Source organism: Enterococcus sp. DJ147D b (assembly GCF_058216655.1).
Genome location: NZ_CM177104.1, coordinates 2,023,968 through 2,048,207, shown reverse-complemented (window position 1 = coordinate 2,048,207; position 24,240 = coordinate 2,023,968). Strand labels below are relative to the sequence as shown.

The 24,240-nt window shown below is 36.7% G+C and carries 21 protein-coding genes and 1 riboswitch; of the genes, 15 read left to right on the top strand and 6 right to left on the bottom strand.

The genetic code is table 11. The annotated features are described in order from the left end of the window. The first annotated feature begins 182 nt into the window (after positions 1 to 182). Complete coding sequence (gene metG / locus AC4BD1_RS09625; RefSeq protein WP_206910899.1) at positions 183 to 2,192, top strand: methionine--tRNA ligase; 2,010 nt, start codon at positions 183 to 185, stop codon at positions 2,190 to 2,192. A gap of 63 nt (positions 2,193 to 2,255) precedes the next feature. On the opposite strand, the gene AC4BD1_RS09620 is transcribed toward metG, so the two are convergent. After that, a complete protein-coding gene (locus AC4BD1_RS09620; protein ID WP_206910897.1) occupies positions 2,256 to 2,840 on the bottom strand; it encodes a hypothetical protein in 585 nt (194 codons plus the stop codon). Between the two features lie 175 nt (positions 2,841 to 3,015). On the opposite strand from AC4BD1_RS09620, the gene AC4BD1_RS09615 reads away from it, so the two are divergent. The 5 genes from AC4BD1_RS09615 (at position 3,016) to AC4BD1_RS09595 (ending at position 7,892) form a co-directional block, all read left to right on the top strand. Then, positions 3,016 to 4,326, top strand: coding sequence for an APC family permease (locus tag AC4BD1_RS09615; RefSeq protein ID WP_490485535.1), 1,311 nt, complete (start codon positions 3,016 to 3,018; stop codon positions 4,324 to 4,326). Positions 4,327 to 4,629: 303 nt separating this feature from the next. Further along, a complete protein-coding gene (locus AC4BD1_RS09610) occupies positions 4,630 to 5,406 on the top strand; it encodes a TatD family hydrolase (RefSeq protein ID WP_490485534.1) in 777 nt (258 codons plus the stop codon). Then, the gene (rnmV, locus tag AC4BD1_RS09605; protein ID WP_206910891.1) at positions 5,399 to 5,962 is read left to right on the top strand and encodes a ribonuclease M5; all 564 of its coding nucleotides are present in this window, start codon (positions 5,399 to 5,401) and stop codon (positions 5,960 to 5,962) included. The genes AC4BD1_RS09610 and rnmV overlap by 8 nt, the downstream gene beginning before the upstream one ends. Further along, positions 5,955 to 6,842, top strand: coding sequence for a 16S rRNA (adenine(1518)-N(6)/adenine(1519)-N(6))-dimethyltransferase RsmA (rsmA, locus tag AC4BD1_RS09600; RefSeq protein ID WP_206910889.1), 888 nt, complete (start codon positions 5,955 to 5,957; stop codon positions 6,840 to 6,842). The genes rnmV and rsmA overlap by 8 nt, the downstream gene beginning before the upstream one ends. Before the next feature lie 441 nt (positions 6,843 to 7,283). Beyond that, a complete protein-coding gene (locus AC4BD1_RS09595) occupies positions 7,284 to 7,892 on the top strand; it encodes a hypothetical protein (RefSeq protein ID WP_490466378.1) in 609 nt (202 codons plus the stop codon). 308 nt (positions 7,893 to 8,200) lie between these two features. Here AC4BD1_RS09595 and AC4BD1_RS09590 read toward each other — a convergent pair whose 3' ends face one another. Further along, positions 8,201 to 9,310: an ABC transporter ATP-binding protein gene (locus tag AC4BD1_RS09590; protein WP_206910885.1), complete on the bottom strand. Its 1,110-nt coding sequence runs from the start codon at positions 9,308 to 9,310 to the stop codon at positions 8,201 to 8,203. A gap of 196 nt (positions 9,311 to 9,506) precedes the next feature. Here AC4BD1_RS09590 and AC4BD1_RS09585 point away from each other — a divergent pair, with 196 nt between their 5' ends. After that, positions 9,507 to 9,938, top strand: coding sequence for a methylglyoxal synthase (locus tag AC4BD1_RS09585; protein ID WP_206910883.1), 432 nt, complete (start codon positions 9,507 to 9,509; stop codon positions 9,936 to 9,938). A gap of 157 nt (positions 9,939 to 10,095) precedes the next feature. Continuing rightward, positions 10,096 to 10,199, top strand: a riboswitch (THF riboswitch). Positions 10,200 to 10,236: 37 nt separating this feature from the next. Further along, positions 10,237 to 10,773, top strand: a complete 537-nt coding sequence (locus tag AC4BD1_RS09580; protein ID WP_206898247.1) for a folate family ECF transporter S component — start codon at positions 10,237 to 10,239, stop codon at positions 10,771 to 10,773. Positions 10,774 to 10,819: 46 nt separating this feature from the next. Here AC4BD1_RS09580 and AC4BD1_RS09575 read toward each other — a convergent pair whose 3' ends face one another. After that, positions 10,820 to 12,583 carry an ABC transporter ATP-binding protein gene (locus AC4BD1_RS09575; RefSeq protein WP_206909463.1) on the bottom strand — a complete coding sequence of 588 codons (1,764 nt, stop codon included), beginning with the start codon at positions 12,581 to 12,583 and terminating at the stop codon, positions 10,820 to 10,822. Between the two features lies 1 nt (position 12,584). Further along, positions 12,585 to 14,300, bottom strand: coding sequence for an ABC transporter ATP-binding protein (locus AC4BD1_RS09570; protein WP_490485533.1), 1,716 nt, complete (start codon positions 14,298 to 14,300; stop codon positions 12,585 to 12,587). A gap of 176 nt (positions 14,301 to 14,476) precedes the next feature. On the opposite strand from AC4BD1_RS09570, the gene AC4BD1_RS09565 reads away from it, so the two are divergent. Both AC4BD1_RS09565 and AC4BD1_RS09560 read left to right on the top strand, forming a co-directional pair. Then, positions 14,477 to 15,313: a putative ABC transporter permease gene (locus AC4BD1_RS09565; protein WP_490485532.1), complete on the top strand. Its 837-nt coding sequence runs from the start codon at positions 14,477 to 14,479 to the stop codon at positions 15,311 to 15,313. A gap of 181 nt (positions 15,314 to 15,494) precedes the next feature. Continuing rightward, a complete protein-coding gene (locus AC4BD1_RS09560) occupies positions 15,495 to 16,652 on the top strand; it encodes a 3D domain-containing protein (protein ID WP_490486027.1) in 1,158 nt (385 codons plus the stop codon). Positions 16,653 to 16,702: 50 nt separating this feature from the next. Here the strand turns inward: AC4BD1_RS09560 and AC4BD1_RS09555 are convergent, their stop codons facing one another. Further along, a complete protein-coding gene (locus AC4BD1_RS09555) occupies positions 16,703 to 17,347 on the bottom strand; it encodes a lytic polysaccharide monooxygenase (RefSeq protein WP_490466376.1) in 645 nt (214 codons plus the stop codon). A 128-nt stretch (positions 17,348 to 17,475) separates the two neighbouring features. Continuing rightward, on the bottom strand, positions 17,476 to 18,318 hold the full coding sequence (locus AC4BD1_RS09550) for an Rgg family transcriptional regulator (protein WP_206909470.1): 843 nt from the start codon (positions 18,316 to 18,318) through the stop codon (positions 17,476 to 17,478). 221 nt (positions 18,319 to 18,539) lie between these two features. Here AC4BD1_RS09550 and AC4BD1_RS09545 point away from each other — a divergent pair, with 221 nt between their 5' ends. The 5 genes from AC4BD1_RS09545 to tagD all read left to right on the top strand — a co-directional run bounded on the left by AC4BD1_RS09545 (position 18,540) and on the right by tagD (position 24,212). Next, positions 18,540 to 20,276 (top strand): fibronectin type III domain-containing protein, encoded by a 1,737-nt coding sequence (locus AC4BD1_RS09545; RefSeq protein WP_490466375.1) that lies wholly within the window; start codon positions 18,540 to 18,542, stop codon positions 20,274 to 20,276. A gap of 457 nt (positions 20,277 to 20,733) precedes the next feature. Further along, positions 20,734 to 21,858: a CDP-glycerol glycerophosphotransferase family protein gene (locus AC4BD1_RS09540; RefSeq protein WP_490485531.1), complete on the top strand. Its 1,125-nt coding sequence runs from the start codon at positions 20,734 to 20,736 to the stop codon at positions 21,856 to 21,858. After that, positions 21,842 to 22,642, top strand: coding sequence for a WecB/TagA/CpsF family glycosyltransferase (locus AC4BD1_RS09535; protein ID WP_490485530.1), 801 nt, complete (start codon positions 21,842 to 21,844; stop codon positions 22,640 to 22,642). The genes AC4BD1_RS09540 and AC4BD1_RS09535 overlap by 17 nt, the downstream gene beginning before the upstream one ends. Then, a complete protein-coding gene (locus AC4BD1_RS09530; RefSeq protein WP_490485529.1) occupies positions 22,639 to 23,817 on the top strand; it encodes a CDP-glycerol glycerophosphotransferase family protein in 1,179 nt (392 codons plus the stop codon). Before AC4BD1_RS09535 ends, AC4BD1_RS09530 begins: the two co-directional genes overlap by 4 nt. Beyond that, positions 23,814 to 24,212, top strand: coding sequence for a glycerol-3-phosphate cytidylyltransferase (gene tagD / locus AC4BD1_RS09525; protein WP_206909476.1), 399 nt, complete (start codon positions 23,814 to 23,816; stop codon positions 24,210 to 24,212). Before AC4BD1_RS09530 ends, tagD begins: the two co-directional genes overlap by 4 nt. Positions 24,213 to 24,240: the final 28 nt, after the last annotated feature.

Below are 24,240 nucleotides of genomic sequence, written 5' to 3'. Positions count from 1 at the left end.
TTTTCCAAAAAACGTAACTGAATAAACGCATAAAGTGTCTTAATGTTTCCCCTTTTTTCCAGATGGGAAGACAAGCATTGCTGTCGAATTCCCTTTTCAAAAATTCGCTAACATTAAGATTATTTTGTGGTATACTAGCAAGGAAACGAATTCGCATCATGCGATAAAGGAGGAGGAGCCCCGTGGCAGAAAAGGAAACTTTTTATATTACTACGCCAATCTATTATCCAAGTGGCAAACTGCACATTGGTAACTCGTACACAACGATTGCTTGTGATGCTGTTGCACGTTACAAACGGTTGATGGGCTTTGATGTGTTTTATCTTACTGGGGTGGATGAGCACGGTCAAAAAATCGAAACAAAAGCAGCTGAACTAGGTGTTGAACCACAAGAGTATGTGGATAAAATGGCTGCAGACGTGAAAAAATTATGGAAAACACTTGATATCAGTTACGATAAATTTATTCGAACAACGGATGATTATCACAAAGCAGCTGTTCAAAAAATATTTGATCGTTTACTAGAACAAGGTGATATTTATTTAGGGGAATACGAAGGATGGTATTCAGTTTCTGATGAAGAATTCTTTACAGAAACCCAACTTGCTGAAGTTTACAAAGATGATGAAGGTAACGTGATTGGTGGGAAAGCACCAAGTGGACACGAAGTGGAATTAGTCAAAGAAGAATCTTATTTCTTCCGCATGAGTAAGTACGCAGATCGTTTGCTTGAGTATTACGAAGCACATCCTGAATTTATCCAACCTGAATCACGTAAAAAAGAAATGATCAACAATTTTATCAAACCTGGCTTAGAAGACTTAGCTGTTTCAAGAACGACATTTAGCTGGGGCATCCCAGTGACACGTGACCCAAAACACGTTGTATACGTTTGGATCGATGCATTGTCAAACTATATTACAGCGTTAGGCTATGGTTCAGATGATGACAGCTTGTTTGAGAAATACTGGCCTGCAGACGTTCACATGGTTGGAAAAGAAATCGTTCGTTTCCACACAATTTATTGGCCAATTATGTTAATGGCACTAGATTTGCCATTGCCTAAAAAAGTTTTTGGACATGGCTGGTTATTGATGAAAGATGGTAAAATGTCTAAATCAAAAGGAAATGTTGTTTATCCTGAAATGCTAGTTGAACGTTATGGCTTAGATGCATTACGTTATTACTTATTACGTGCAGTTCCTTTTGGGTCTGATGGTGTCTTCACACCAGAAGATTTTGTTTCTCGCGTAAACTACGATTTAGCGAATGACTTAGGGAATCTATTGAACCGTACTGTTGCGATGATCAACAAATATTGTGATGGAATTGTTCCTGATTATGCTTCACTAGTGACACCTTTTGATAGCGAGTTGTCAACGACTGCTGCAAACGTAGTTGGACGTTACCATGATGCTATGGAAAAAATGGAATTTAACACGGCTTTAGCTGAAATCTGGGTATTGATTTCTCGCGCGAATAAATACATCGATGAAACAGAGCCTTGGGTATTAGCAAAAGATGAAGAAAAGAAAAATGAATTGGATAGCGTAATGGTTCATTTGGCTGAAACCTTACGAATTGCCGCTATTTTGTTGCAACCAATCATGACTGAAACACCAGTCAAAATCTTTAAACAATTAGGATTAGATGCTGAATCAATGAACTTGGAAGGGTTACATTTTGGTGAGTTTCCTTCTGGAACAAAAGTTGTTACTAAAGGCACACCGATTTTCCCACGTTTAGATATGGATGAAGAAGTTGCTTATATCCAAATGAAAATGTCTGAAGGTACACAAAGTACAGAGGACACAGTGAAGTGGGACCCAGAAGAAACAGAATTTGTTTCTTCAAAAGAAAAACAAATCAAATTTGATGTATTCGATAAAGTTGAATTGAAAGTTGCTGAAGTAATCAACTGTCAAAAAGTGGAAGGTGCAGATAAGTTATTGCAATTCCGTTTAGCTGCAGGGGATAATCAGGACCGTCAAATTTTATCTGGAATCGCAGAATATTATCCTGATCCAAGTGAGTTAATCGGCAAAAAACTTGTGATCGTGGCAAACTTAAAACCGCGTAAGATGCGTGGTCAAATCAGCCAAGGAATGATTCTATCAGCAGAAGCACCTGATGGCTCATTGCAAGTAGTTGAAGCGCCAAAAGGAATGCCAAATGGTTCAGAAATCGCATAAATAAAAAAGGAATCCAATCCTCATGGTTGGATTCCTTTTTATATACACAGAGAACACCTGATGTCATTTTATTGAAGGATATCTTTTCAATCGCTTTTTCAAGCGAGTTGGCAATAGGGCGCTTACAACAGCGAAAGGAATCGCAAAGATATACCAAGAAATCGTTCGCCCGATACCATATCGTTGATAGAGGTTCATTAACATCAAGTGAAGTAAGCTTAATCCAACAATCAATGAGCCAGCGAGAAACCATTGATTGTCCCATTTGAAATAACGTAAACTCATGACTAAAACCGGATAAAGGTAAAAGTAGATTCCAACGAAAGTGATGCGCCAATTTTTAGTAAAGGTCCCAATATTGAGCAAAAAGAAAATTGCGGATAAAGCGATTCCTAATGGTGGAAAAAGACCGACTAGAAAGGAATAGGCGATGCTCCAGAGAATCAAGCCTGGACCTTTGAATAACGCGACTAAAATCACTAGACCCGTGATAAGAAGGAGTTGTTGACTAAACGAAGCAATAGTCAAAAGACCAAAAAGAATCAACGTAGCCCAGTGCCAACGTGATTGTTGCTGTTCTTTTCGTGTAATCGAAAAATGATCTGTGAGAAAATTTGCCAATTTTGGATGTGAATGCTGAAAGTCCAAAAGCAAGCCCCCCTTTAAATAGAAACTAGCTAAATTGTAATCAAAAATAAAAGAAAAATCATCCGACTTAAGGGGGATTTTTTTGAAAACCCTTTATTGTATTTGTGCGTAGCCAAGGGGAAAAAACTCGGTTATACTAGCAATTATATTAATAAAATAGGAAAGAGGATGAGGAATGGAAAATAAATTAAAACGTGAAATTAATTTGTTTGGTGCATTAGCAACGGTTATGGGAACTGTTATTGGGGCAGGAGTTTTCTTTAAGACTGCTTCAGTAACTGCCAGCACACAATCATCGAGTTTGACACTTTTTGTATGGTTATTGGGCGGCTTTTTGACCATTTGTGCAGGGTTGACTGTTGCAGAATTAGCCACAGCGATTCCAGAAACAGGCGGAGCAGTCAAATACATAGAGGCTGCGTATGGAAAATTACCAAGCTTCTTACTAGGCTGGGCGCAAAGTCTGATTTATTTTCCAGCGAACATTGCAGCTCTTTCAATTATTTTTGCTACACAGTTGACAAATCTCTTTCAGCTATCCACTGATTATCTGATATTGATTGCAGCTGTAACTGCTTTGTCAGTGACGGGATTGAATTTATTGGGGACTAAAGTTGGTGCGACTGTCCAGTCTGCTACTCTTATTATTAAATTGATCCCGATTGCAGTTATTGTGGTTTGGGGATTAATGGTTCCCGGATCCGGTACGGTTCAGCTTTTTCCAATTGAAGCAGGAAAAGATGTTTCTTTTATGGAAGGATTGAGTAGTGCGCTGTTGGCTACTTTGTTCGCGTATGATGGTTGGTTAGGTGTCGGAGCAATCGCTGGTGAGATGAAAAAGCCAGAAAAAGATTTGCCTAAAGCAATTATTTTAGGATTAAGTTTTGTAACAGTGGTTTACTTGTTGATTAATTTTGTTTTCTTGAAGACTTTACCCATCGAAGGAATTGCCGGTAACTTGAACGCAGCATCAGATGCTTCAGCAGTGATTTTTGGTTCATTTGGAGGAAAGTTAGTTACGATTGGTATTCTGATTTCTGTTTATGGCGCGCTGAATGGGTATACGTTGACTGGAATTCGTGTTCCTTACGCGATGGCATTGGAAAATGAATTACCATTTAGTAATCAGTTAACAAAATTATCGAAGAAATTCACAGTTCCTTACGTGCCAGCAATGTTTCAGTTAGTGATTGCTTGTATCATGATGACGATGGGCTCATTTGATTTTTTGACAGATATGCTGATTTTCGTAATGTGGTTGTTTAGTTTATTAATATTTATCGCTGTTTTCGTTTTACGAAAGAAAGCGCCGGAGATGAATCGCCCATACAAAGTACCACTTTATCCGGTGATCCCACTAATTGCGATTATTGGTGCGATTTTTATTTTAGGAATGACGATCTTAACGCAAACAGCACTAGCGATGATTGGAATCGGTGTAACGCTATTAGGGATTCCAGTTTATTTCTATAAAAATAAAAAATAAGCATGAGAGGTTGAGCTAAGTCTCAATCTCTTTTTCATTTGTTTAATGGATGATTAAATCTAAAGCGGGGTTCTTTTGACATTCGCTTTTTTCGCATCTTTTTTTGTGATCCAAAGCGTTGAAACGGAATGGTGTTTGGTAGGTAGTTACCTGAAAAAACAAAAAAGTATGAGTTTTAGAAAGAATTTTTATTTGCTAGAATGAAAAAATTGGAAGTGGCGAAGCTCTTATCATCTTTTTTTTCATCTGACTTCTGTCTTAACCGTTTATGTGCTAAAGTAGGAAAGAAAAGGAGCGATTTGAATGATATTTGATTCTCATACTCACTTAAATGCGGAACAATTTAATGAAGATATTCCCGAAACGATTGAGCGTGCTAAAGAGTTGGGCGTAACAAAAATGGCTGTAGTTGGTTTTGATCAACCAACGATTGAAAAATCTTTACAGCTTAGTCAAGACTACGAAACTATTTATAGCATTATTGGTTGGCACCCAACTGAGGCTGGCAGTTATACGAAAGAAGTTGAACAACAATTACAAGAACGATTGACATTACCTAAAGTTGTGGCATTAGGAGAAATTGGTTTGGATTATTATTGGATGGAAGATCCAAAGGAAGTTCAAGCAAAAATTTTTCGTCGTCAAATTGCGATTGCAAAAGAAATGAATTTACCGATTAGTATCCATACGCGTGATGCAATAGAAGACACGTACCAGATTTTAAAAGAAGAAAAAATTCATGATATTGGTGGGATCATGCATAGTTTTAGTGGAGATTACGAATGGGCGCAGCGTTTTCTTGATCTTGGTATGCATATTTCCTTTAGTGGTGTTGTGACATTCAAAAAAGCGTTAGATGTCCAAGAAGCTGCAATGAATGTCCCTTTAGATCGTATGTTGGTAGAAACGGATGCACCTTATCTTGCACCAGTCCCTTATCGTGGTAAACGAAATGAACCCGGGTATACTCGTTATACGGTCGAAAAAATTGCGGAACTTCGTCAAGTACCTTTTGAAGAAATTGCAACACAAACATGGCATAATGCACATCGTTTATTTGGGATTTCAGAAAATGAGTAAATTGACTATTGAAGAAATTGTAGTCGTTGAGGGAAAAGACGATACGAGACGATTACAAGAAGTCGTGAATGTAGATACGATTGAAACAATTGGTTCCGCAATCAATGAAGCTATTTTGATGCAGATCGAACACGCACAAGAAACAAGAGGGGTGATTGTTTTTACGGACCCAGATTTTTCAGGCGAAAAAATCCGTAAAACAATTATGGAGGTCGTGCCCCAAGCAAAACACGCCTTTTTACCTCGGAAGCAAGCTCGACCAAAGAAAAAGGGGAGCTTAGGTGTTGAACACGCAAGCAATGAAGCAATTCTCGAGGCATTGAAGAAAGTTGTGACACCTAGCGAGGAAGAGTTTAACGAAATCCCTAGACAGATGCTTTTGGATTATGGTTTAATAGCGGGAGCACAGGCCAAAGAAAAAAGAGAACGACTTGGAGATGAGCTAAGAATTGGCTATACCAATGGCAAACAATTAGCGAAGCGTTTGAAAATGTTTCGCATTACCCCAGAAGAATTAACACAAGCAATGAAAAAAGTGGAGGCAAAACATGACTGAATATCGTGAGATCGCAACACCCTCTCGAACAAAAGAAATCTTGAAAGAACATGGATTTCAATTTAAAAAAAGTTTAGGACAAAATTTTTTAACAGAACCTAACATTCTACGAAAAATTGTCGAAACAGCTGAAATCAACCATGAAACAAATGTAATTGAAGTAGGGCCAGGAATTGGCGCGTTGACTGAACAATTAGCCATAAATGGAAATCAAGTCGTTGCATTTGAAATCGATGATCGTTTGATTCCAGTATTAGCAGATACACTTCGCCGTTATCCAAATGTAAAGGTTGTTCACCAAGACATTTTAAAAACGGACTTGGCTGCTGCTGTTGCTGAATATTTTGCAGAAGAGCTACCATTAAAAGTGGTCGCAAATCTTCCTTATTACATTACAACGCCAATCATGATGCATTTTCTTGAATCAGACGTACGTGTGGATGAAATGGTTGTGATGATGCAAAAAGAAGTTGCTGATCGAATTTCTGCAAAGCCAGGTACGAAAGCTTATGGCTCACTTTCAATTGCTGTGCAATATCATATGGATGCGTCTTTGGCATTTATCGTGCCTAAAACCGTTTTTGTACCACAACCAAACGTTGATTCAGCGATTTTAAAATTGACACGCAGAGACAAACCAGCTGTTGAAGTTACAGATGAAAAAGAATTTTTCCGTTTAACGAAAGCTTCATTCCAATTGCGTCGCAAAACATTATGGAACAATTTGCAACATGCATATGGAAAAGATGAAGCAACGAAAGCATGGTTGACTCAAAGTTTAGCTGACGCAGGAATTGATCCGAAACGTCGTGGTGAAACACTGTCATTAGAAGAATTCGCTGCATTAAGCAATGCAATGATGGCGAATAAACAAGGGTAAGAAGATTTAGATAATTGAAAAATGGTTTATCACAGAAAAGCGGAGCCTAGTGCTTACGTTTTTCTGTGATTTTTTTATTAGTTAGGAAAAAATTTTTGAAAAAATGCGTATCTATAGTAGAAGTAGGATGAAATAAAAAGGAACGCAACTAACAAGTCATTTTCTAAATCAGTTTTTGAGTGACGAAAGAATGATTTAGAAGTATTTAGAAAAGCGATTGTTTTTCTTGAAAAAAAGGATGGCTTATCTGCTCAAGTAGACAAGTCATGTGCTGAAAGGCACAACAAATTTAAAAAGCATTGGTATGTTCCAACTAAGTTCGTGGAAAAATAGAAACTTGACGAAGAACAGTCGAATACTCCTTTAAGTGTCTTGACAGTTAAAGAGAATATCAGTACAATAAACAACATCAATGTGTCAAGACACATAAGGAGAGTAAAAATGAAAAATAATTCTGTTCGTCACTTAACTATTTCCGCATTGCTGATTGGGATGGGGATCATCATTCCTTTAGTTATGCCAAAAATCATGATTCCGCCAGCATCTTTTACCTTAGCGTCGCATGTGCCATTATTCTTAGCAATGTTTTTTTCACCAGGGGTAGCTGTTGCTGTCGCATTAGGAACAACATTTGGGTTCTTTTTATCGACACCAGTCATTATCGCCTTAAGAGCATTATCACACATTATTTTTGCAGTGGTTGGTGCTTGGTATTTGCAAAAGAAACCCGGGATCGTCTTGAAGGACGGGAAATTTACGCTAGCAAACTGGAAATTTCAAGGATTTAATTTTTTCATTGGGGTGATCCATTCGATTGCAGAAATGTTGGTTGTGAGTGCTTTTTATTTTATGGGAAATATGCCTGATACGTATTATTCGGAAGGCTATTTCTATACAGTATTTATTTTGATGGGAATTGGTGGATTGATTCACAGTTTAGTTGACTATAATATTGCTTACTTTGTTGCAGGTACGTTAAGCAAATACTTTGATATTCCTGTATTTACTGCGGCAAAAGAACAAGCGAGGAACATGGATAAGCTTGGCTAAAAATAATTGGATTAAAAAATGGCTTAGATCCACTTCCTGTTGAACATTTTTGATACCATTAGTAAAAATAGGTGACTTAATACAGATGCTGTTTTAAGTTACCTATCTTTTTTTTACCTATCTGGCTAGTAAGTAAAAATCGTCGCAAAATCAGTTGGAGTTATTTCCAGAATGTTTTTTTTAGAGCTAAATGCGTTTATCTCAAGCACCTTTATCTTTATGTAACCTACCAAGTCCCCAGTTATGTCAAAAAAAGAACTGCACCGTTGATTTCGGTACAGCTCTTAAAAAGGGGGCATCAATTAAAATTAAGGTAAAGTGATCACATTTTCTGTTTCTTTATCGAAAAAATGTCCTTTATTGATATTGAAAGCAAGATCAATCATCTCACCTGGTTTGTGGAAGTCACGTGCATCGACTTTTGAAATAAATTCAGTTGAGCCAGTTTTTGTGTAAAGCATTGTTTCTGCACCTAATAATTCTGAAACCACAACTTCAGAATGAACAACTGCTTCTGGTGAAGCATCTAAAGCAATTTGTTCGCTGTGAATGTCTTCAGGACGAATACCAAAGATGACTTCTTTGCCATTATAGCCTTTTTCCACTAAGATTTTATTTTTTCCTTCTGGAATACGAAGTCTTAGACCATGACCGTCAGTAATCACGCCGTCATTTAGCGTTACACTGAAGAAATTCATTGCAGGTGAGCCAATAAATCCAGCAACAAAAACATTCACTGGTGTGTCATAAACCTCTTTTGGTGAACCAATTTGTTGAATAAATCCGTCCTTCATAATAACGATTCGATCTGCCATTGTCATAGCCTCTGTTTGGTCATGGGTCACGTAGATGGTTGTTGTTTCCAAACGTTGGTGTAATTTAGCAATTTCTGCACGCATCGCTACACGCAATTTAGCATCTAAGTTTGATAAAGGTTCATCCATCAAGAAGACTTTTGCATCACGAACGATTGCACGACCTAAAGCCACACGTTGACGTTGTCCACCAGATAATGCAGCTGGTTTACGAGTTAGATATTCAGTTAGACCTAAAATTTCTGCCGCATTTTCAACTCGATTTTTGATTTCAGCTTTATCGTATTTTCTTAATTTCAAACCAAATGCCATATTATCAAAAACAGTCATATGAGGATAAAGTGCGTAGTTTTGGAAAACCATTGCGATATCACGATCTTTTGGAGCAACATCATTCATGACTTTTTCGCCAATTTTTAATTCACCTTCAGTAATGTCTTCCAAACCAGCAATCATACGTAAAGTAGTTGATTTCCCACATCCAGATGGTCCAACAAAAACAATAAATTCACGATCTTGGATATTTAAATTAAAATCAGTAACTGAATAATTTTCTGCATTATCGTATTTTTTATAAACATGTGTCAACGCCATTTCTACCATAGTAAATTCCACACTTTCTATAAGTTTTATTTGACTAAAGTATAAATGAAAGCGCTAACCTTATACAATGGCAGAATGAACAAGAATTTGTCTGTTTTTTGGTCAGAGTGACAAAGAAAATCAAAAAAATGGTAACAAAAAATTTAAACGTTTTCCTAAGTTTGTTACACTAAAGAAAAGAAGGGAAGTGTGACTGATGAAAATTGCTTTGATTGCACATGATCGAAAGAAACCATTAATGATTAAATTAGCGACAGCTTATCAAATGATTTTAGCAAAACACGAGCTTTATGCTACTGGGACGACCGGTTTACGAATTCAAGAGGCAACTAATTTACCAGTTCATCGTTTTAAATCAGGTCCGTTGGGAGGCGACCAACAAATTGGGGCAATGATTTCCGAAGATGAAATTGATTTAGTCATTTTCTTGCGTGATCCGCTTGCAGCACAGCCACATGAGCCAGATGTAACAGCATTGATTCGTTTATCAGATGTGTACGAAATTCCTTTGGCAACCAATATTGGCACAGCTGAAGTTTTATTGCGGGGGTTAGCAGCGGGGTATTTAGATTTTCGGACGGTCGTTCATGAAATGGAAAAAGAAGCGATTTCAACAGAACATGAATGAATTTTCGGTATTTTATCCAATAATGTGAATAAATACTAATATAATTTATTGAATAGCGAACATAAAAGAAAAAAAGCATAGTAATATTCAGTTTTCCTATTTGCTAGTCGTTGGTAATTATGTTATATTTTGTGAGGGAATTGTTTCCCAAAATAAAATCAGAGTAGGAAATAAAGCGTTAAGTGCTAGGAGGATGGGATGTTGCCACCTGGACGAAGGACAAGGTAACTTGTTCGCGGTTTTATTTTCGCATTCGCTGCATATTATTGTGTAGCAGCTCTTAAAGGAGATGCTAAAAATGAAAAAAAATCGATTAGACGCACGGATGATTGCGATCATGGGGCTATTGATTGCCTTAATGGTTACTTTATCACGACTAATATCTATCGAAACACCTTTTATCAAAATCAGTGTAACATTTATTCCACAGGTCATCATGGGGATTTTATTTGGTCCTTTTTGGTCTGGTATAGGAGCTGTGTTAGCTGACCTTGTTGGAATGGCATTATTCTCAAAATCAGCTTTCTTTATTGGATTTACTTTGAATGCTTTCATCGAAGGGGCGATTTATGGTTTCTTTTTCTATCGAAAGGAAATCACTTGGAAGAATGCTATCTTAGCAACGCTGAGTGTCACGTTGATTATCAATTTGATTTTGACACCGCTTTGGCTAGCTTTGATGTATCACGTTCCTTTATTCAGTTGGGTCGTTTGGGCACCAAGATTATTGAAAACAGTCATTTGGATCCCACTTCAATCAATTGCAATTTACTATGTTGGACGGAGTATCCCTTATAAAAAGATTTTACAAAGTCTAACAGTTCGTACGAAATAAAAATAAAAAACAGGCAATCTTCCCATCCCAGAAGATTGCCTGTTTTTTATTGATGTGTAAATTGTGCTTGATAAAGCTGATTGTAATAGCCTGCTTTTTTCACTAATTCATCATGCGTTCCCATTTCGACGATGTGTCCTTGATCCATGACTAAAATCTGATCAGCATTTTTAATGGTAGAAAGCCGATGTGCAATCACAAAACTAGTTTTACCTTCCATCATTGTCAAGAATGCTTGTTGAATCTTCTTTTCAGTTAGTGTATCAACAGAACTAGTTGCCTCGTCTAAGATCAACATAGGTGGATTACTGATCATTGTTCGTGCAATAGTCAATAGTTGTCGCTGACCATCAGAAATTTTTAGTCCTTGACCGCCAATTTTGGTGGAAAGCTTTTCAGGTAACCGCTCGACAAATTCATACATATAGGCAGCTTTTAACGCTTCGTTGATTTCTTCATCACTAGCATTTGGATTGCCGTAGCGTAGGTTTGCCCGTAAGGAACTATCAAATAACCAAGTGTCTTGTAAAACCATCCCAAAGCTTTTACGCAAAGTCGTTCGCTTGATATCACGAATATCGTGACCATCAATCAGGATTTTTCCACTATTCGTATCATAAAAACGCATTAAAAGATTGACTAGTGTCGATTTTCCAGCTCCTGTTTTTCCAACAATCGCAATTGTTTGCCCGGGTTTTGCTCTAAAATTGAAGTCTTCAATCAAACGTTGATCTGGGTCATATGAAAAGGAAACGTGTTCGAAAACGACTTCTCCTTTGATCGTTTGGGGATCTAAAGCAAATGCATCAGAGGCATCAGGTGTCTCTTCTGGTTGATCGATCAACTCAAACGCTCGATCTAATCCAGCAAAGGCAGTTTGAATTTGCGTAGTGATACCAGATAATTCGATAAAAGGTTTTGAGAATTGACTCGAATAGATAGTGAAACTTGAGATAACACCAACGGTAATTGCTGAACCGCTTCGTAAAGCGAGTAATCCGCCAACTAAACCAATTGAGAGATAAGCTAAATGATCAACAAATCGCGAAGAAGGATTTGTCAAAGAAGAAGAAAATTGAGCACGTTGTCCTTTGACGTAAAGTTCCTGATTCAATGTTTCAAATGCCTGTTGACTAGCTGACTCTTGTTGAAAAGCTTTCACGATTTTTTGATTGCCAATCCGTTCAGTAACAAATCCAGAAATATCCCCAATAATTTTTTGCTGTTGATTAAAGTCGTTTTGAGAAGAACGTGCAACCAGAAAGCTGACTAAAAAGATAATTGGGGTGGCACACAAGACGACCACAGTTAACAACGGACTCAAATGAATCATAAAGATAAAAGATAAAACAATGATTGCAACACCAGAAAATAATTGATTGAACGCTGCTGCAATGGCAATCGAAATATTATCCATATCATTGGTAAAACGGCTGACGATATTTCCATGAGCAGTCTGGTCATAATAACGAAGAGGCAAACGGTTCAATCGTTCAAAAGCATCTTTTCTTAGCGCCGCTACGGAGAGATAAGCAAGGCGATTACTTAAGACTTGGATCAACCACTGACTAAGGACATTAACAAGTACTACGCTACCAAAGAGTAACAATAAGTGAAAGAGTTCTTGAAACTGGACGCGGCCGATACCAATCATCAAATCAATACTTTGGCCAATTTGTAACGTCATGACTACTGTCGCAATCCCATTCAATAAACCAAAGAAAATTGCTAAAGCAATTTCTTTAGGATAAGCCATCAAGTAGGGGATAAATCGCTTGAATAACTGCATTGAGAATTTTTTTTGTTTCATTTTATTCCTCCTCCTGTGATGCCACGATTTCTTGGTACTCTTTTGATGTGCGTAATAGTTCATCATTTGTTCCCTGAGCAACAATCTGTCCTTGATCCATGACTAAAATAGTTTCTGCTTCTTGAATCGAACGAACTCGTTGAGAAATAATCAATACGGTACAATCAAGAGAAGTCTTCAATGCTTTGCGTAAATTCAAATCCGTTTGATAGTCAAGTGCGCTTAATGAATCATCAAGAATCAGTAAGGATGGTTTCGCAATCAAGGCGCGTGCGATAGTCAGTCTTTGTTTTTGCCCACCAGAAAAGTTTTTTCCATTTTCCATCACTCTGGTATCCAGACCATCAGGAAGTTGACGAACAAACTCATCAGCTTGTGCAATTGCTAAAGCTTCCCAGCATTCCTCATCTGTGGCGTTTGCTTTGCCCCAATGTAAGTTGTCGCGGATAGAGCCAGTGAAGAGCACAGCTGTTTGAGGAACCATAGCAATTTGCTCTCGTAATTTTTCCGTTTCCCACTGTCGGACATCTAATTCGTCAACGAGCACTTCGCCACTACTGACATCATAAAAGCGAGGAATTAGTTGAGTCATAGTGGTTTTACCACTACCAGTGGGTCCAATGACTCCAACGACAGTATTTTTCTTCACTTGAAAATTGATATTTTCTAAAGACAAACCAGAAGCTGGTGTATAGCGGAAATCTACATGTTTGAATTCAACGATTATCTTACTATCAAGTTCAGGCGTACTTGCATCTGATGCTTCTTGAATCGAATTTTCCATGGCTAAGACTTCTTTGACGCGTTTTCCTGAAGCTTCAGCTCGGGTAAAAATCACGACTAAGTTAGAAACAACGATCAAAGCTAACAACATTTGGTTCATATAGTTGATCAACGCTAAAACTTGTCCCTGTTGTAGTCCACCAATATTGACTTTGATGCCGCCAACTGTCAATAGACAAATAATTCCTATATTCATAATCAAAGTGGTGGCAGGGGTCAAAAGTGCGGAAATATTGGAAACCAGTAAATAATTCTTGGCTAGATCATCGGTACTCTCGTCAAAACTTTTGACTTCCGTTTTTGTTCGACCAAAGGCCCGAATCACGCGAACACCACTCAGATTTTGACTAACGATTTCGTTTAAATAATCTAATTTTTCTTGAACTTTTTGGTAAAGAGGAATTGTCTTTTTAATAATAAAATACAAGATAACCGCAAAAATAGGTAAAAAAAGTAAGAAGAATAAACCAATCTGCCAATCAATGATAAAGGCCATCACGACAGAACCGATGCTTAAAAATGGTGCACGGATCAATAATCGGATAACCATTGCCAACGCTAATTGCAATTGATTGATATCGTTGGTCATTCGAGTAATCAAGGTGTCTGTTCCAAAATGATTTAGCTCACTGTGAGAAAGTGTATTGATTTTTTTCATGAGTTGATTACGCAATTCTGTACCAAAACCTTGCGAAGCGATCGAAGAATAGTATTGACAAATGATGGCACAAATCAGTCCGATAATTGACATGACAACCATCCAAACGCCCATTTGAATGACCACACCTGTATCATTTTTTTTAAGTCCGTTATCAATCAACGAAGCCATCAATAAGGGAAGAACTAATTCAAAAACTGCTTCAAGAAATTTGAAAAAGGGTCCTAAAATGATTTGCTTACGATAGTCTTTTGCATAACGCAATAATTGAATCATATGATTCCTCCTGAGTAGTAAAATTTTTTCTATATTTATAGTAGAAGAAAAGTGATAAGTACATTACACATTGTAGCTTATGAAATTTGGAATGAAAAGTCAGCAAGCTCTTTCATTAGAGTTTCTTTTCATTTTTTCAGCTTATTGATACAATGAAAAGAAAAAAGGAGGTACTTATGAACGAGTTTATTCGTGTAGTATTGCTATTTTTTATTTACTCATTTGTCGGTTGGTTATGGGAAACCATTTATTGCTCCATTAAGGCCAAGCATTTCGTCTATCGAGGATTTTTGGTTGGGCCAATTACGCCAATCTATGGATTTGGAATTTTGGGCGTCTTGTATTTTATCGAGCCCTTCCAATCGAACCTTGTTTTATTGTATGTTTTATCAACAGTTCTGGTCACGATTTTGGAGTACTTGACGAGCTTTGGCTTGGAAAAATTGTTTCATGCTACTTGGTGGGATTATCATGATGTTCCATTGAATATCAATGGGAGAGTTGCTGTACCGGTCTCACTTTTTTGGGGCGTTGGCTGTGTCTTGATCGTGAAAGTAATCCATCCACATATTTTAGTTTTAGAACAATTGTTGGCGGAACACTTTGGTTTTTATTTACCAGTTATCTTGATTGGGGTAACCATGATGGATCTTGGTTACACATTGGCAAACTTGCAAAGTTTCCAAAAAGCAGTCACAGATTTGCAAAAAGCAATCAATGAACAAAAAGCAAACTTGCAAGAAGCCTTTGAAAAAACCAAAGACGAATGGGAAGAACGTCAAAAAACTTCAGGTACAGTTTTCGGTAAGGGCATTATCTCAAAACCAGAGAAAAAAGCTGCTACTGATTGGTTACAGGCATTTAAAGAGTCAGCAAAAACGAATGATTATTTGCCACGTTTGAACTATACGCAACGTCGCTTCTTGAAAAATTTCCCACAACTATCGTTGAAAGAAGGCAAAGATGTGAATGAAATTCGTCAATTAGTAAAAGAATTGCGTAAGAAAAAATAACTTATATCATTGCTCAAAAAAGCAGTTGAACGAAAAAGTTCAATTGCTTTTTTATTTTGTCCAATAGTTCATTGGTCACGAATTGTATTTGTAATAAATTGTAATATTTTTGACATATAAATTGTAATAATCATTTGTATAATGTAAGAGTTGGTATTTTAGGAGAAAGGTGTTGGAGTTCGTGAAGGCAAAAAAAGCCTTAGTTATGCTTGCTGTCTTATTGTCAGCAAATTTAGCACTACCCTTAGTGGCTCAAGCAGAATCGCTTGATTCTTTAAATGAAAAAGAACAAGTTGCAAAACATCGGGGTGAAAAAATCAGTGTTGAAGTACAAATGACATTAAATGATGTCAATGAAAAGTATCAAGAAGTTGAGAAAATAAAACAAGAAATTGATCAAAATAAGCAAACGATTGATAAATCAAAACAAGAAATCAAGGAAACAGAAGCAACGATTGATAAGCGCAAAGAAGCGGTTGCGCAACGACTAAAAGATGTGCAAATCAATGGTTCGAACGAGCGAAATCTACAAGCACTTTTAGAAGCTGATACAGTTGCTGAATTTATCAACCGTGCATATGCCGTTCGTGTTCTTCACCAAGCAGAAAAAGATAAAATCGCTAGTTTGGATAGTCAAAGACAAAAATTAGTTGATCTTAATCAAAAGTTGGAGGACACACAGACCTCACTAAAAGAGAATCGAGCTTCTTTAGAAGTTGAAGCGAAGGCTTTGAATGAAAAAGTTGATTCTTTAAAACAAAAGCTAGCAGACAATCAAGTGATACTTAGCGAAATTGCTAAGAACAAAGAGGCCGAAACAACGCGAATCGCTACCGAAAAAGCAAAACAAGAAGCGGCTGAACAGGAATCAAAAAAACGAGCAAAAGAACAAGAAGTGAAAAGGCAAGCTGAAGTAAAAGAGCAAGAAGCTGCTCAAAAAGCAGAAGCAGAAAAATTGGCGACTGAAAAAGCAAAACAAGAGACTGAACTAGCTAAGGAAGAATCAAAAGAAAAGCCAAAAGAAGAGACGCCAAAAGAGGAAGTACCAACATCAGGTGCTACCCGTATGATGGAATCTACAGCATATTCTTATTCAGAACCGGGTTCAGGACATATCACTGCCAGTGGGTTAGATTTATATGATAATCCGCAAGCAATTGCCGTTGACCCTAGTGTGATTCCACTAAATTCAATCGTGAATGTTGAAGGTTATGGTGTGGCGATCGCTGCTGACACAGGAGGCGCAATCAAAGGAAACATTATTGATGTTCACTTTACAACGGTTGCAGAATGTGTTGCTTGGGGACGTCGACAAGTAAAAGTAACTGTAATGAGTTAATAAAAAGGGCTAAGGCAAAACGTACAAGCGTTTGCCTTAGCCCTTTTTTATTATTGTGCTAAATTAGTCAAGCGATTTCCTTGTTTGACATTTACATCAATGACGTTATAAAACGCATTTGGTGTGTCATCAATATCCCAAACAGCTAAAACAACATGATAGCCTAGATGGTCAGCAGGAATCGTTACTTTGTGAGTTGCATCTGTTGAAGCAACTTCTCCCCCATGATCGATTGTATCAATCAATTGTAATTCATCACGAGTTAATGGTTTGTTTTGATCCCAACCATTTTTTGTAATATAGTAATGCCATTTTGTTGTTGCATGATCAGCAGTAAATGTCCAAGAAAAATTATTTTTTCCAGTGAATACAGTATGTTTTGTCCAACGATCAGCGGTTTGTTTGTCTAAAGTATAATCTCCTAATACGCCATCAGCTGAAGCAATGTGACCGTCTGCAGGTCCAGCTTGCGGAAAGCCTTTTTTTGCTTCCAATGATTGAGGATCATCAATAACTGCACCATATTTATCATGAGCGCCGCTCCAACCTAGATTGCTTTTGTCTAAAAAGCCTTGATAACCACGACTTGCTGGTTCCTTAACATAGCCATGTGCATCAACAGAAACAGTCGTTAATGCAGTAAATCCAGTTGTAACTAAAATGAAACTTAATCCTAACAATGTACTCTTTTTCATCTTGAAACCCTCCAAAATAAATATTCTATTTGAGAGATAAAACTCAAATCTCTCAACAACAAGTAGTATAAAATGGAACAGTTTTAAAAAATTATTTTGTATGTTATTGCAACAAAAAAATTATGTGATCAACTATAAGTGCTCTTTAATCGAAGGATGAAGTCCGTCATTGTCGTTAGACCTAACCAATTGAAAAAATGAATTCCTTGATCGATTTCGGGAATCACGCTTTGATCCCCTTGAGATAAACGATCCAAGGCAGAAAAGATTTTATAATAAGCCATATTTAAGCTATTCGTATGTAATTCTGCTAGTTTTTTAAGTTCAGCAAGAAAAAGTGTTCTTAAAGTGTTTGATGAGCGAGTGAAAGACAGTCTAACGCCATTTAAAATAAAATTGGCTAATAAGTTTTGTTGAACAGCAGTATCTTGATAAATTCCCATTTTAGTAACACTATGATAGAAGGAACGTACGATATAGTCCGTTTTAAAAACAAAAAGACATCTTGAAAATACTGAAAGCTCAAAATGCCCCCAAGTATCGATATGTTCTAAATAATTCATAATTAGTTGAGCTTCTTTTTTGACCTCAGGAGTAATTGCTTCGTTGTCTAAATGATTAAGAATGATTTTCCGTTGGGCGTAAAGCAAACGATAAAAAATATTTCCAGTTTTTTCATATTCTTTTAGTAATTCGTCTTCTTGTGCAGAAGTGAGTGCAGGAGTTGTAAGAAAATAATTGGTTAATTTTTGTTTTGGTGACAGAGAACCATCGTTTAGTAAAAATTCGTATTCCTCTAAAGTCACATTCATTTTTTCTAGATAACTAATCAAAAGCTCAAAACTGATTTTTGTACCACGAGATTCGAAAGCAGCGAGTGTTCCTCGTTGGGAAATTCCCATGGTCAACTGTTCCTGAGTAAAACCACGTTCTTTCCTTAACTTCCGAATCAAAAAAGCATGTTTTGGCATACCAAACACTCCCTTTGTTATTTTATTTCTAGTTTAAGATAACACACTCCGATTCGAATAAAGAAATTCTTCTTTTATGTTGCTTTTTTATTAAAAAGTGTAAAATTCCTTTTGTTTTAAGGAATATTTTGTTGCAATAGCGTACAAAAAAGTCTTTTTTATAAGAGGTAATTTATAATTGAGGAGGATTTTAAAATAAAATAAATGTTGGAGGGAAAAGAATGCAAAAAAAATTATTGTTATTTTCAATTAGTATCATTGGAGGAATATTTGGTTGTGCAAATGGTGTCGCTGCGGATACAGCAGATGAAATGCCAAGTATTGCAAACAAGCAAATCTCGGTTGGTTATTATCATAATTGGCCTGGAGAAATGGGGGCAGGTTATATGGGCGGAGCTCCCGCTGATGTCCAATTAGACCAGATCAATCCCTTTTACAATGTCATTTCTGTTGCCTTTATGAAAGGGGAAGGAATACCTACTTTCAAACCGTATAATATGAGTGATCAAGCATTCAGAAACCAAGTGGCAACTTTAAATGCGCAAAATCGTGCGGTTCTTTTATCACTAGGTGGCGCAGATTCACATATTGAACTTTCAACTGGACAAGAACAGGCTTTTGCAAATGAAATTATTCGCTTGGTCGATACATATGGCTTTGATGGCTTAGATATTGATTTAGAACAAACGGCTGTAGCAGCAGGAGATAATGCAAAAGTCATCCCAGCAGCGTTAAAAATTGTGCGTAACCATTATGAACAACAAAATAAACACTTTATTATTTCAATGGCGCCAGAATTTCCGTATTTGAGAACAGCAGGGAAATATGTACCTTATATCACTGCTTTAGAAAACGACTATGATTTTATTGCGCCACAGCTTTATAATCAAGCTGGAGATGGTATTAGTGTTGGCTCAGAATGGATTGCTCAAAACAACGATAGTAAAAAGTTTGAATTCTTATATGGAATCTCAGATGCCTTTGATAAAGGGGATAATGGCTTTATTCATATCCCAGCAAGTAAATTAGCTTTAGGACTTCCAGCCAACCAAGATGCAGCAGCAAATGGTTATGTCAAAGATCCGAATGTTGTCTATCAAGTGTTTGAAACGCTAGCGAAAAAAGGGACTCCTTTAAAAGGGATCATGACGTGGAGTGTGAACTGGGATGAAGGAAAAAATTCAGCGGGGATTGGTTACAATGAATCATTTGCACGTACTTATCAAGGATTATTTGAAGAACAGGTACCTGATACAGAGAAACCAACTGTTCCAACAAATTTAACAGCATCTGCAACCTCAAACAGTGTTTCGTTGTCTTGGAAAGCTTCTACTGATAATGTCAAAGTAGATCATTACAATATTTATGAAAAAGATCAGTTAGTTGGCACAAGTAAAACAACAGATTTTGTGCATACTGGTTTATCAGCAGCAACAAACTATAGCTATACAGTCGTAGCAGTAGACACGTCAAATAATCAATCTGCGCACTCAACTAAGTTAGATGTGGTTACAAAAGAGGCATCCGAGTTAAGCAAGCCTTCTGCACCTACGAATGTAAAAATTAGCAAAGCTACAGCAAATAGTTTAACTTTAACATGGGACAACAACGCTTTAGAAGAAGAAGTGACCACCTATGAGATTTATCGTGAGAATAAAAAAGTGGCAACGACAACTGACAACCAATTCACGGATCAAAATTTGACACCAGAAACAACATACATGTATCAAATCAAAGCAGTGAATCGAGTTGGTCTCTCTGATTTCAGTCAACAAGTAACAGGCACAACAACTTCTGATAGTAGTGAAGTCCAAGAGTGGAAAGTTGGGGTCACGTACCATGCGGGGGATGTGGTAATTCATCAAGGGCATCAATATAAATGCTTGCAGACACACACATCGATAGCTGTTTGGAGTCCGGATCAAGCACCTGCTTTATGGGAAAAGTTAAGCAAATAAGTTAAAAAAACAAATTATGCAAACATCTAACTAGTGCAAAAAAGGCAACTGTTCTTTTAGTTCATAGTTAGATGTTTGTTTTGTTATATAACGTTCATTTTTTTGGGTGGAAAAGAGTTAAAAAGTGTTTCTTGTTGTAGGTAGGTAATTAAAAAACGAAATATCTGTGATTTTTTATTATTTTCAGCTAAAAAATAACGATTATCAAAATATTTTTCTTTACGAATAAGTCTTTTATGTTAAAAAAATATTACGTGATTGTTTCTCAGATGTTACACATAACAAATCACCTTTTAATCATCTATATTGTTCTGTATAATTAAATCAAATATTGCCTTTTTAAAGACCGAAAATTGATTTTTATCGATTGTTTTTTATGCGTTTCGTGGATAAAACAATCGATAAAAAATAGTGATCAGGTGACAAAATTGTTAGGTTGGGAAGGAGTAGATCAGCAATGGATATAATGAAAAATGGATATATGACTGCTGCAATGCTTTGGCCTAAAAGAAAACTGACCGCGACGATTGTGTACATCATGAGTTTTTCGTTTAATGAAGGCGACTTAATCAAACAGCTTCACTTGAACTATCCAGGAAAGGTGACTGTTTTTTTTGTAGATAAGTGCCGCGAGTATGCGGAAAAGTTAAAGAGTGAAGGGGTCGATGTTCGCCCATTTACGCCCAAAAGTCTGTTTTTAGGAAGAAACCTTTCTTTATTAAAACAAGCAAAAGTGATTATCGTTGATAACTATTTTCCTGAATTAGCAGTGACGGCTTCCGACCAGATAGTCATTCAAGTATGGCATGCTGATGGTGCAATCAAAAAATTTGGTTGGGATGATCCGCAGACGAAGCAACGTAGTCGACAAGACCAAAAGAGGTTTCAAAAAGTTTATAACTCTTTCAACTATGTAGTAGTCAATTCAGATAAGATGGCAGGCATTTTTCAAAAAAGCTATGATTTAAATTTCAACGTGATTAAAAAGGTAGGTTCTCTAAGATTAGAAACAGTTCATAAAGTAGCAAAAACGGTGAAACAAACAAAAAAATTTATTTTATATGCACCGACGTATCGTCCAGAACAAAAAGATATGGAGCACATTTTTACACAAGCATTAGCTACGTTTTCTAAACTATCGGGAGAACAATTTTACGTACATCTACATCCAACGATCAATCAAGAAAATTGGACCTTACCTAAAAATGTACATTGGTGGAATCAAAACATCATGGAAAGTTACCCAAATGTAAAATTATTGATTACGGATTACTCAGCAAGTACCTTTGAGTATCTTACTATACAGGAACAGCCAAAAATTATTTTTTTCTGTCCTGATTTTGATAAATATAAAAATAATCCAGGAATTCAAGATGATTTTCTTGAATGGGCACCTGGACCAGTCGTGAAGAGCCAGGAATTGTTGGGGCAAACAATTCAATCATATTCATATGAAGCAAATGAACAATTGGTAAAAAAAACAAAACTGTTATGGAATCAGTATGAAAATGGCGAAACTGTTGGAGAGATAATGGCGTTAGTGAAAAAGGAACTGGGTGAGATTGGTGGAAAAAACAAATAGGACTGAATACATAAGTGGAGTCCCTGTCGATGATTTAACCTATCAAACAATCGTGGAGGATATTCCAAAATATTTAGCTGCAAATAAAAAAATGTTGATTACAAGTGTTAATCCTCAAATTACCTTGCAAGCTTACCAGTATCCAGAAGTGAAAGCTTATTTGGAGCGGGCGACACATCGGATTGCTGACGGGATTGGTGTGGTCAAGGCTTCTAAAATGTTACGAGGGAATATTCGTGAACGGATAACTGGTATTGAAGTGATGGAAAGAAGCTTGCAGTTTGCGAATCAATTTGGTTACCGAATTTTTTTGTATGGAGCCAAAAAGGATGTAGTGAACCAAGCAGCACGAAATATTCAAGAAAAATATCCGAATATTGAAGTGGCGGGCACACTTCATGGCTACACGAGCAGAAATACAGAAGAAGTAATTAAAAAAATTAATCAAGCAAACTGTACCTTTCTCTTTGTTGCCTTGGGATCACCTAAGCAAGAAATCTTTTTGGAAAGAAACGTAGATCAATTGAATGCCAAAGTTTTTCTAGACGTAGGAGGCACCTTTGATGTCCTTGCGGGAGTAGTCAAGCGGGCACCAAAATTTTATTTAGACAATGATCTTGAATGGCTTTACCGGTCACTTTCGATGAAGCGTTACGATCGTTTGGTGCAGATTCCGAAGTATTTATATTCGATTCTGCGGCATAGGGACGTCAAAGTGGTCAATAAGACACAACAATTAGATGTAGAAATCAAAAAAGAGTTAAAAGAGTGGAGACATGAGTGAGTACATTGCGAAGAAATCTTGAAATAATTTATCATCGATGGGTGAAAAAAGTTTTTTCTTTACTTAACAAACATCCGAAAGAGAAACTAATCTTTTTTGAAAGTTTTCACGGCAAACAATATAGTGATAACCCACGTGCTATTTATGAATATATTCGGGAAAATTATCCGGAGTACACATGTGTTTGGGCGGTAAAGAAAGGCTTTGAAACTCCTTTCATTGAAAATGACGTTCCTTATGTAAGGCGAATGGGCTTGAAGTGGCTGCTGACAATGCCAAGATCAAAATATTGGTTTTTCAATACTAGGATGCCTGGGTGGATGGTTAAAGGTAAAAATATTTATGTTCAAACATGGCATGGAACGCCACTAAAAAGATTAGGATTAGACATCAAGAATGTGACGATGCCAGGAACGGATACACATAAGTATCGGGAAAATTTTAAAAATGAGGCTGCTCGTTGGGATTATTTGATTTCACCGAATGCCTATAGTACGGAAATCTTTCGAAGTGCATTTGCATATGAAGGAGAGATACTAGAAATCGGTTATCCAAGAAATGATATTCTTCTGTTGCCTGATAAAGATGGAAGAATAAAGCAAATCAGGAAAAAACTAGCTATTGCTGACAATCAAAAAGTTATCCTCTATGCGCCCACTTGGCGAGATAACCAATTTATAAAAAAAGGTGCTTACAAATTTGATAATCAATTTCCTTTCGCTGAAATTTTAGAGCAAGAATCAGATACGGTCATTTTGACTAGACTGCATTACTTAGTGGCAGAACACTTTGATCCTAAACAATATGGCAATCGTGTGATAGATGTTTCTAGTTATGAAGATATCAGTCATTTGTATTTGATTGCAGATTTGCTAATTACTGATTATTCTTCTGTCATGTTTGACTTTGCTTTAACGAAAAAGCCAATGATCTTTTATATGTATGATTTAGACTCTTACGGAAAAGAAATCAGAGGCTTTTATGAGGGAGTACTGGATAAGTTGCCGGGACCAATCATTCAGAAAAAAGATGAACTTATTTCTGAAATCCATGCAGTAAAGGCAACGTCTTTTAAATCCAGTAGTAAGTATTATGCATTTTATCAACGTTTTTGTATTGATGATATTGATGCGACTGAAAAATTATTAACGAAAATTTTAGGAGGAACAAAATGAAACGAGTAATTACTTATGGAACATTTGATTTATTACATTATGGTCACATCAATTTATTAAAGAGAGCGAAAGAACAAGGTGATTATCTAGTTGTAGCCCTATCAACAGATGAATTTAACTGGAACCAAAAGCAAAAAAAATGCTATTTTTCTTATGAAAAAAGAAAACAATTGCTAGAAGCTGTGCGTTATGTTGATTTGGTCATTCCAGAAAATGACTGGAGTCAAAAAGCGTCTGACATTAAAGAATATCATATTGATACTTTTGTGATGGGAGACGATTGGGCAGGTAAGTTTGATTTTCTGGAAACAGAAACAACTGCTGAAGTTTTCTACTTACCAAGAACACCTGAAATCTCAACAACACAAATCAAGAAAGACTTGAATAAAGTGTAATTTAAGTGATGCTGCAAAGTTGAAAGAG